12 protein-coding genes are annotated in these 5795 nt (G+C 51.3%); 10 read left to right on the forward strand and 2 right to left on the reverse strand.

Features of this window, described 5'->3' with window-relative positions:
• Positions 1-85 precede the first annotated feature (85 nt).
• From IFO68_RS21660 to IFO68_RS21705, 10 genes are all read left to right on the forward strand, one after another.
• Positions 86-268, forward strand: coding sequence for a hypothetical protein (locus IFO68_RS21660; protein WP_027253759.1), 183 nt, complete (start codon positions 86-88; stop codon positions 266-268).
• A complete protein-coding gene (locus tag IFO68_RS21665; RefSeq protein ID WP_120513245.1) occupies positions 265-534 on the forward strand; it encodes a hypothetical protein in 270 nt (89 codons plus the stop codon). Before IFO68_RS21660 ends, IFO68_RS21665 begins: the two co-directional genes overlap by 4 nt.
• A gap of 1 nt (position 535) precedes the next feature.
• Positions 536-994, forward strand: coding sequence for a hypothetical protein (locus IFO68_RS21670; protein ID WP_192017826.1), 459 nt, complete (start codon positions 536-538; stop codon positions 992-994).
• Between the two features lie 3 nt (positions 995-997).
• Positions 998-1819 (forward strand): hypothetical protein, encoded by an 822-nt coding sequence (locus tag IFO68_RS21675; protein ID WP_192017827.1) that lies wholly within the window; start codon positions 998-1000, stop codon positions 1817-1819.
• Positions 1812-2309: a hypothetical protein gene (locus IFO68_RS21680; RefSeq protein WP_192017828.1), complete on the forward strand. Its 498-nt coding sequence runs from the start codon at positions 1812-1814 to the stop codon at positions 2307-2309. The genes IFO68_RS21675 and IFO68_RS21680 overlap by 8 nt, the downstream gene beginning before the upstream one ends.
• Entirely contained in the window at positions 2306-2653 is a 348-nt protein-coding gene (locus IFO68_RS21685; protein WP_192017829.1) for a hypothetical protein, read from the forward strand. The genes IFO68_RS21680 and IFO68_RS21685 overlap by 4 nt, the downstream gene beginning before the upstream one ends.
• Positions 2646-3035 (forward strand): structural protein, encoded by a 390-nt coding sequence (locus tag IFO68_RS21690; protein WP_161442373.1) that lies wholly within the window; start codon positions 2646-2648, stop codon positions 3033-3035. The genes IFO68_RS21685 and IFO68_RS21690 overlap by 8 nt, the downstream gene beginning before the upstream one ends.
• Positions 3036-3044: 9 nt before the next feature.
• Positions 3045-3461 (forward strand): hypothetical protein, encoded by a 417-nt coding sequence (locus tag IFO68_RS21695; protein ID WP_192017830.1) that lies wholly within the window; start codon positions 3045-3047, stop codon positions 3459-3461.
• Positions 3458-3595: a hypothetical protein gene (locus IFO68_RS21700; RefSeq protein ID WP_155804952.1), complete on the forward strand. Its 138-nt coding sequence runs from the start codon at positions 3458-3460 to the stop codon at positions 3593-3595. Before IFO68_RS21695 ends, IFO68_RS21700 begins: the two co-directional genes overlap by 4 nt.
• A 237-nt stretch (positions 3596-3832) precedes the next feature.
• On the forward strand, positions 3833-4084 hold the full coding sequence (locus IFO68_RS21705; protein WP_192017831.1) for a CRISPR-associated protein Cas2: 252 nt from the start codon (positions 3833-3835) through the stop codon (positions 4082-4084).
• A gap of 38 nt (positions 4085-4122) precedes the next feature.
• Here the strand turns inward: IFO68_RS21705 and IFO68_RS21710 are convergent, their stop codons facing one another.
• Both IFO68_RS21710 and IFO68_RS21715 read right to left on the reverse strand, forming a co-directional pair.
• Entirely contained in the window at positions 4123-4371 is a 249-nt protein-coding gene (locus IFO68_RS21710; protein ID WP_192017832.1) for a hypothetical protein, read from the reverse strand.
• A gap of 190 nt (positions 4372-4561) precedes the next feature.
• Positions 4562-5626, reverse strand: coding sequence for a tyrosine-type recombinase/integrase (locus tag IFO68_RS21715; protein WP_192017833.1), 1065 nt, complete (start codon positions 5624-5626; stop codon positions 4562-4564).
• Positions 5627-5795 lie beyond the last annotated feature (169 nt).

The raw sequence follows: 5795 nt of genomic DNA on the forward strand, positions 1-5795 counted from the left end.
CCCCCAGTCTTTTCATTATGGCTGGATCATCGGCGGGGCGGTTGTCCTGCTGTTGGTCATCGTTTTGTTAATGCGGAGGTAATCAATGCCTTTAGTACCTCTCTTAATCGGCGGTGGTGTGTTGTGGGGCAGCGGCGCCCTTGTGGGCGGCTCCCTCGGCTATACCGCTGCAGATGGCACTAAGTACCTGAGTGCGGGCGTGATAGCCGTGGGCGTCATCGTGCTGGTGCTGGCCTTTCTCTATTTTCGTAAAAAGGGGGCGTTGTGAGCGGATCATCTTCTGGCGGTTTAGCCAGTCTGGCCGGAACTGCCGCCGGGGCCAGTATGGGCTTTCCCGGCATGGATATGTCCGGGGCACTGGGTGCGCTGGAGTCAGTGAGTGACAGCGGGCCGATGACTACCACCAACGGCCCGGTCGAAATGAACTTTGAGGCGGGCGGTGTGACCTTCGGGGCGAAAACCCCGAACTACACCCTAATAGTGGTCGCGATTGCCGCCATGGTGCTGCTGTTTTTCTACCTGAGGGGGCGCTGATATGGGCTTATTCAGTACGAAAAAGAGCGCAAACAGCAACATCAATAACAGCGTTAACACCTCCAACAGCATGGGCGTCAGCGGTGCGAACAACGGCATGATGTTCAGTGGCATTGATGGCAGCGTCACCATGACTGACCACGGTGCCATGGAAGCCGCGGGGGAAATGGCCAGTGATGCCATGACCCTTGGCTCGAATGCGTTAGCGTCGAATAACAGCGCCTTGAACGATGCGTTTAGTTTTGGACTGGAAACCTTCAACGGGGCGCTGAGTTCCCTTGGTGGCATGGCCTCCAATCAGAGCAATCTGGCCTCGCAGTCCATGCAGTTGGCGAACAGCATCAATGCCAGTGCCAACACAGGCGGGGCCAGTGACATAGGACGACAGAACACTCAGGTCATGATGGCCTTTGCGGCGGTCATTGGCTTGGTGCTGCTGGTTGTGGTTCTCAAGAGGTAACGGATGTATCAGACACAGAAAATCATCGAAGTACAGCTACAGGCCGGAGAGAAAATTATCTCGGCTGTCAGTCAGTACCTGTTAATTCGTGACTGCTCCCATACCGTCACCTTGCTAGCGAAAACCCAGAACCGGGAAATCGGCACGGAGCTGAAGAAAAACGACGTGGTGCCGCTGGGCGGCTTTGAGACCATCGAGCTGTACAACCATCACAGCACGGCGGTCACGCTCAAGTACCAGTTAACCGATATCCCGGTAAACACCCAGTCTGACGCGGTGGCAATCAGTGGCGCGGTGGAGGTGCACAGCATCCGTGAACCCGTGACCATTGATGCCATTCAGCAGACAGTGCCCGTTGCGTTTGATACGCCGGTGTCTATTGCTAACTGGCCCGCGGTGCAGCCTGTGAGCGGAAAGATCACCGTAGGCAATTTGCCCGACGTGCAGGCAGTGAGCGGGGAAATGGCGATCACCAACCTGCCCGCGGTGCAGAGTATCCAAGGTCAAGTTGAGATCACCAATCAACCGCAGGTGCAGCAGGTCAGTGGTCTGGTTGCGGTGGCGCGCAGTGATGCGCTCGCCAGTGCGGTGATCTCATTAGAGCAGGCAACCACTACGCAACTTCTCGTCGCCGACAGCAAGCGCCAGTCGGTACTGGTACAGACAGACAAAGCCCTGTTCGTCGGGGGTGAGGGCGTGGATAACCTGACGGGCATTTACATCGCCGCTGGTGAGTCCATGACGCTGGATACTGCGGCGGCGGTGTATGGCTATGCGCTGGAAGGGGCCACGGTGCGGACACTGGCAGAGGTGCGCCATGGCTAGATTACACGGTGGCGGCGGCGGAAGCTGGAAAAGCGGCGATATCAAGATCCACAACGGCACTCTTGAATCTATTCCGCTGGGTTGGGTGCTGTGTGACGGTCAGAACGGCACGCCGGACTTGTGCGACCGGGCGATGGTCGGTGCGGGCCGGGCGTACAGCCCGAATCAGACATTCGGGACAGACAGCCGGGCCACAGGGAATCACACCCTGTCATCGACACAGTTGCCCAGCTCGTCCATGACCTATCAGCGCACCAGTAACTTTCAGATCTCCAGCATTAGTAACGCGGGGGTGGCGAATCGCTCGGTGCCTAACAATGGCTGGAGTGCGTACGCCGAGACGGGGCGCTCTTCACCGCGGACGCTGGGCTTACGGCTGCATAACGCCAGCACCTATGTCAGCACGCCGGGCAGCGGGCAATCACACAACCACGGTCACGTCGACGTGCGACAGAAGTCGGTGGCCGTCATTTGGATTATGAAGTTATGAGAATTACAGCAGTCACACAAGATCAGCTCATCGTCATTGATGGTGTGCCGGCCTTTTTGGGACACATCGGCGGCTATGCCATGCGACAGGGTGAATGGGCGGTTGATTTCAACACCCTGACCGGGCTGGGCCATATCGAATACACGGATAACCGCCCGAATCAGGTTATCGACAGCACAGTGTTTAACGCCGCCTATGCGTGGCTGATTGACGAGCACCAACGCTATGTCACGGCCATGGCCGAACAACACGCAGCAGAGGAAGCGGCACGCAATGAGCAACAACAAAATCTTATTGATACTGAGTCTGATGGTAGTGGGGTTAGCAGCAATGACGATGTATAAGCCGCGAGGCATCCGTAACAATAATCCGGGCAATATTGAAGACAACGGCACCGCATGGCGTGGCCGCGTCGGTAACGATGGCCGCTTTGTCATCTTCGACAGACCGGAAAACGGCATCCGTGCGTTGGCGCGAACGCTGAAAACGTACCGCAACCTGCACGGCCTGACCACAGTGCGCGGCATCATCAACCGCTGGGCGCCACCTGTGGAGAATGACACCAGCGCTTATGTGAACCACGTCGCCGGGGCGCTGGGCGTCTCCCCTGACACCTCGCTGTCAGAAGCGGAAACCATGGACATCGTGCCCCTGATTATCCGCCATGAGAACGGCATGCAGCCTTACAGCGCCAAGATGCTCAATGCGGGCATTCAGGCGGCATAAGGGGGACTGATGCTCGGTGCATTATTGAATCTGATCACGGGCGGGGTGACGGCATGGCAGCAGCACAGCCGCAACAAGGCCGAAGCCCTGAAACGCAAAGACGAACTGGAGCAGGCCAAGCACGCCGCCAGGCTAAAACGGCTGGAATACGGCGACGAGAAAGCCGCCAATCTGGACGAGCTGAGTATCAAGGGCCGGGGCTGGAAAGATGAATTCATCTTACTGGTTGTCTTCACACCCCTGATGCTGTGTTTCTGGCCTGACTATGCAGTGTATGTCGATGCAGGTTTTCAGGCGCTCAGCAGCATTCCAGAGCCTTACTGGTACGTGGTCGGGGCTATCGTCGTCGACGTGCTGGGGATGCGCTCTATGGTGCGCTACCTGCTGGAATTCTTCTCACACAAATTCAGAGGGAAACCGACATGATAGAGATACTGCAACAACTCACCGCAATGGGCTTACCGCCCACCATGATCGCGCTGCTCATCGTGCTGTACAAGCAGGACAAGCGGCTAACAATACTGGAAACTAACGTACAACTGGGGAAAAAGCATGGCTAAGACAGGACTGAAAAGTAACGGTACACTGAAGAAAGGCTACCGCTTCGCCAAAGGTGGCCGGGTGGTGAAAGCGAAGAATGCGACCGTGAAAAGGAAGAATAGGTAATAAATTATGCCCCAAGTCACTAATGTTGATTCTGTTATTTATTTTTGGGGTTTTATTATGTGACGAGTGATGTGTTTGTTGAGTTAAAATTGTGCCATTAATATGAGTCTTTAATAGGGAGGGAGTAAGTAATGGCACTTTTTTTTCTTAGTTATGATTTAAATAAATCGAAAGATTACCAGAAGCTATACAGTGAGTTAGATAACTTTAATGCAGTTAGAATCTTAGACTCTACTTGGTGTTTTAAGCGTATAAATACGTCATCTGCAGGGTTGAGAGACCATTTTAAAAAGTATATCGATAGTGATGATTCTCTTATTGTTTCACAAGTGAATGACTGGGCATCTTTTAAAACCAAGGCTACACCTAACGACTTGAAGTGATTAAAAAAGCCCGTTTTTCGGGCTTTAGTTGTAGGGTGTTAATTTTCAGTATTATCTTTTGGACTTTTTTCCAGAGCTTCCTGAATAATATCAGCCATTACTGATAGGCGCTTTACTTGTTCCGTTAATGATGGAGATCCTTCAGTAGATAACTTTGCTTGCATTAGTTCAAGTGCACAACGAACAGCAATAGCTCTTCTACCTTTATCATCTACATATTTAGAGTGATAATTTGAACCTGCTTCACCTGAAGCAAAATTAGTTAAATATTCGAAAGAGTTTGACATTATGAGAGTCCTAAACAATTCTGTGGAAATTGAATTGTATCTGATTGATTTTTATGTTTTATGATCTATGTTCCAATTTTAAAATCGATTGATTGTTTTTTATTGCTTACATATAAAGTGTATCCATTATCACCGTAACCAGAATTTTCAACTGAACATTTCACATCGCAATAAAAGGTTCAGAATTTAATTAATACTGCTCATGCAATTTATGCGGATACAACTGCGTATACACCTGCCAAAGAATGTTCAGATTTCGATGCCCTGTCACCTGAGCCACTTCTTCAATGCTGTATCCCTTCTCAAATAGTCTGCTGGCACCTTCCCGGCGTAGGTCGTGGTAACGTAAATCCTTAATCCCTAAGCTGTTCCTTACGCGTTGAAAGCCTGCTGTGACGCTGCGCGGGTTGTATGGAAAGATCAGGTCATTTCTTCTTTCTTGCTTCATAGCAATATCAAAGGACTCACCCAGCAGCGGCACTATCATGTGATTGCCTTCTTTCTTGCGTGGGTCTTTGCGATCCCGGACAAGCACTGTTTTATGCTCCTCATTGAGATCTTCCCAGCGTAGCCCGCAAACTTCCCCGATGCGCATACAGGTCAGAATGCTAAAATCCAGAATGTCAGTGAATGGAATACGAGTAGGCCCGTTACTACGGAATTCTTGGCGGTCTTTTAACCCTTCTTTCAATCGCTCTAGCTCGTTGTCCGTTGGGCGTCGTGTACGTTTTTGGCTTTTACCTACTAAGCCCATTTCAATCAGAACGGGCACAGCTTCTTCAAAGATGTCTGGATTGGCTTTGATATCGAATACTGGTTTGGCCTTTTTCATGACGGAGCGAAGGTAAGCCACGTCATGGTAAATGGTTGCTGGGGCAGCGCCTGCTTTCTTTCTGTTCTCGCAATGCTCAATCAGATCGCTGGTTCTGAGTTCGTCGCTTAACACTCGCGCAATGTCGCAGTCACGTAGCATCTGGATGACGTAGCGTTTTGTACGACCAGTTTTCTCCCATAAGTTCTCTTTGAGTATGAACTTATCCAGCAGTACCCCCAGGGGGACTGGTTTATCTTTCAGTACCCCTTGCGATTCTATTTCGCTGATCCTGTTTCGGCCGTAGGTACGGGCCAGTTCCTTTTTTCTGAAAGTTTTCGATTCCCTATGTATAATGCGGCCTTGCTGTTTAACGAAGATTGTTGCTTTGTACCGCAGTTCGCCGCTTTTGAGTTCTCGCTTTTCGATAGTGAATGAGGCCATGTTGTCCTACTCTGAAAGGGGTACTGTGAGGGGTACTGTAGAACGGAATTCGGGCAATTTCAATGAGATCACAGGAAATTCAGAATGACGCTAACTATTGATAAAAGTCAGGAAAATCACGGCCTCGCTGGCGATCACCCCTCATGCCGCTTTTCCGTGGCGCCTATGT

The organism is Photobacterium arenosum (assembly GCF_014841115.1).
GTDB lineage: Bacteria > Pseudomonadota > Gammaproteobacteria > Enterobacterales > Vibrionaceae > Photobacterium > Photobacterium arenosum.

Coding starts and splice junctions, on each gene's coding strand:
- IFO68_RS21690 (WP_161442373.1), top strand. CDS start 2,646: ATGTATAAGCCGCGAGGCATCCGTAACAATAATCCGGGCAATATTGAA.
- IFO68_RS21675 (WP_192017827.1), top strand. CDS start 998: ATGTATCAGACACAGAAAATCATCGAAGTACAGCTACAGGCCGGAGAG.
- IFO68_RS21715 (WP_192017833.1), bottom strand. CDS start 5,626: ATGGCCTCATTCACTATCGAAAAGCGAGAACTCAAAAGCGGCGAACTG.
- IFO68_RS21700 (WP_155804952.1), top strand. CDS start 3,458: ATGATAGAGATACTGCAACAACTCACCGCAATGGGCTTACCGCCCACC.
- IFO68_RS21705 (WP_192017831.1), top strand. CDS start 3,833: ATGGCACTTTTTTTTCTTAGTTATGATTTAAATAAATCGAAAGATTAC.
- IFO68_RS21660 (WP_027253759.1), top strand. CDS start 86: ATGCCTTTAGTACCTCTCTTAATCGGCGGTGGTGTGTTGTGGGGCAGC.
- IFO68_RS21680 (WP_192017828.1), top strand. CDS start 1,812: ATGGCTAGATTACACGGTGGCGGCGGCGGAAGCTGGAAAAGCGGCGAT.
- IFO68_RS21710 (WP_192017832.1), bottom strand. CDS start 4,371: ATGTCAAACTCTTTCGAATATTTAACTAATTTTGCTTCAGGTGAAGCA.
- IFO68_RS21685 (WP_192017829.1), top strand. CDS start 2,306: ATGAGAATTACAGCAGTCACACAAGATCAGCTCATCGTCATTGATGGT.
- IFO68_RS21695 (WP_192017830.1), top strand. CDS start 3,045: ATGCTCGGTGCATTATTGAATCTGATCACGGGCGGGGTGACGGCATGG.
- IFO68_RS21670 (WP_192017826.1), top strand. CDS start 536: ATGGGCTTATTCAGTACGAAAAAGAGCGCAAACAGCAACATCAATAAC.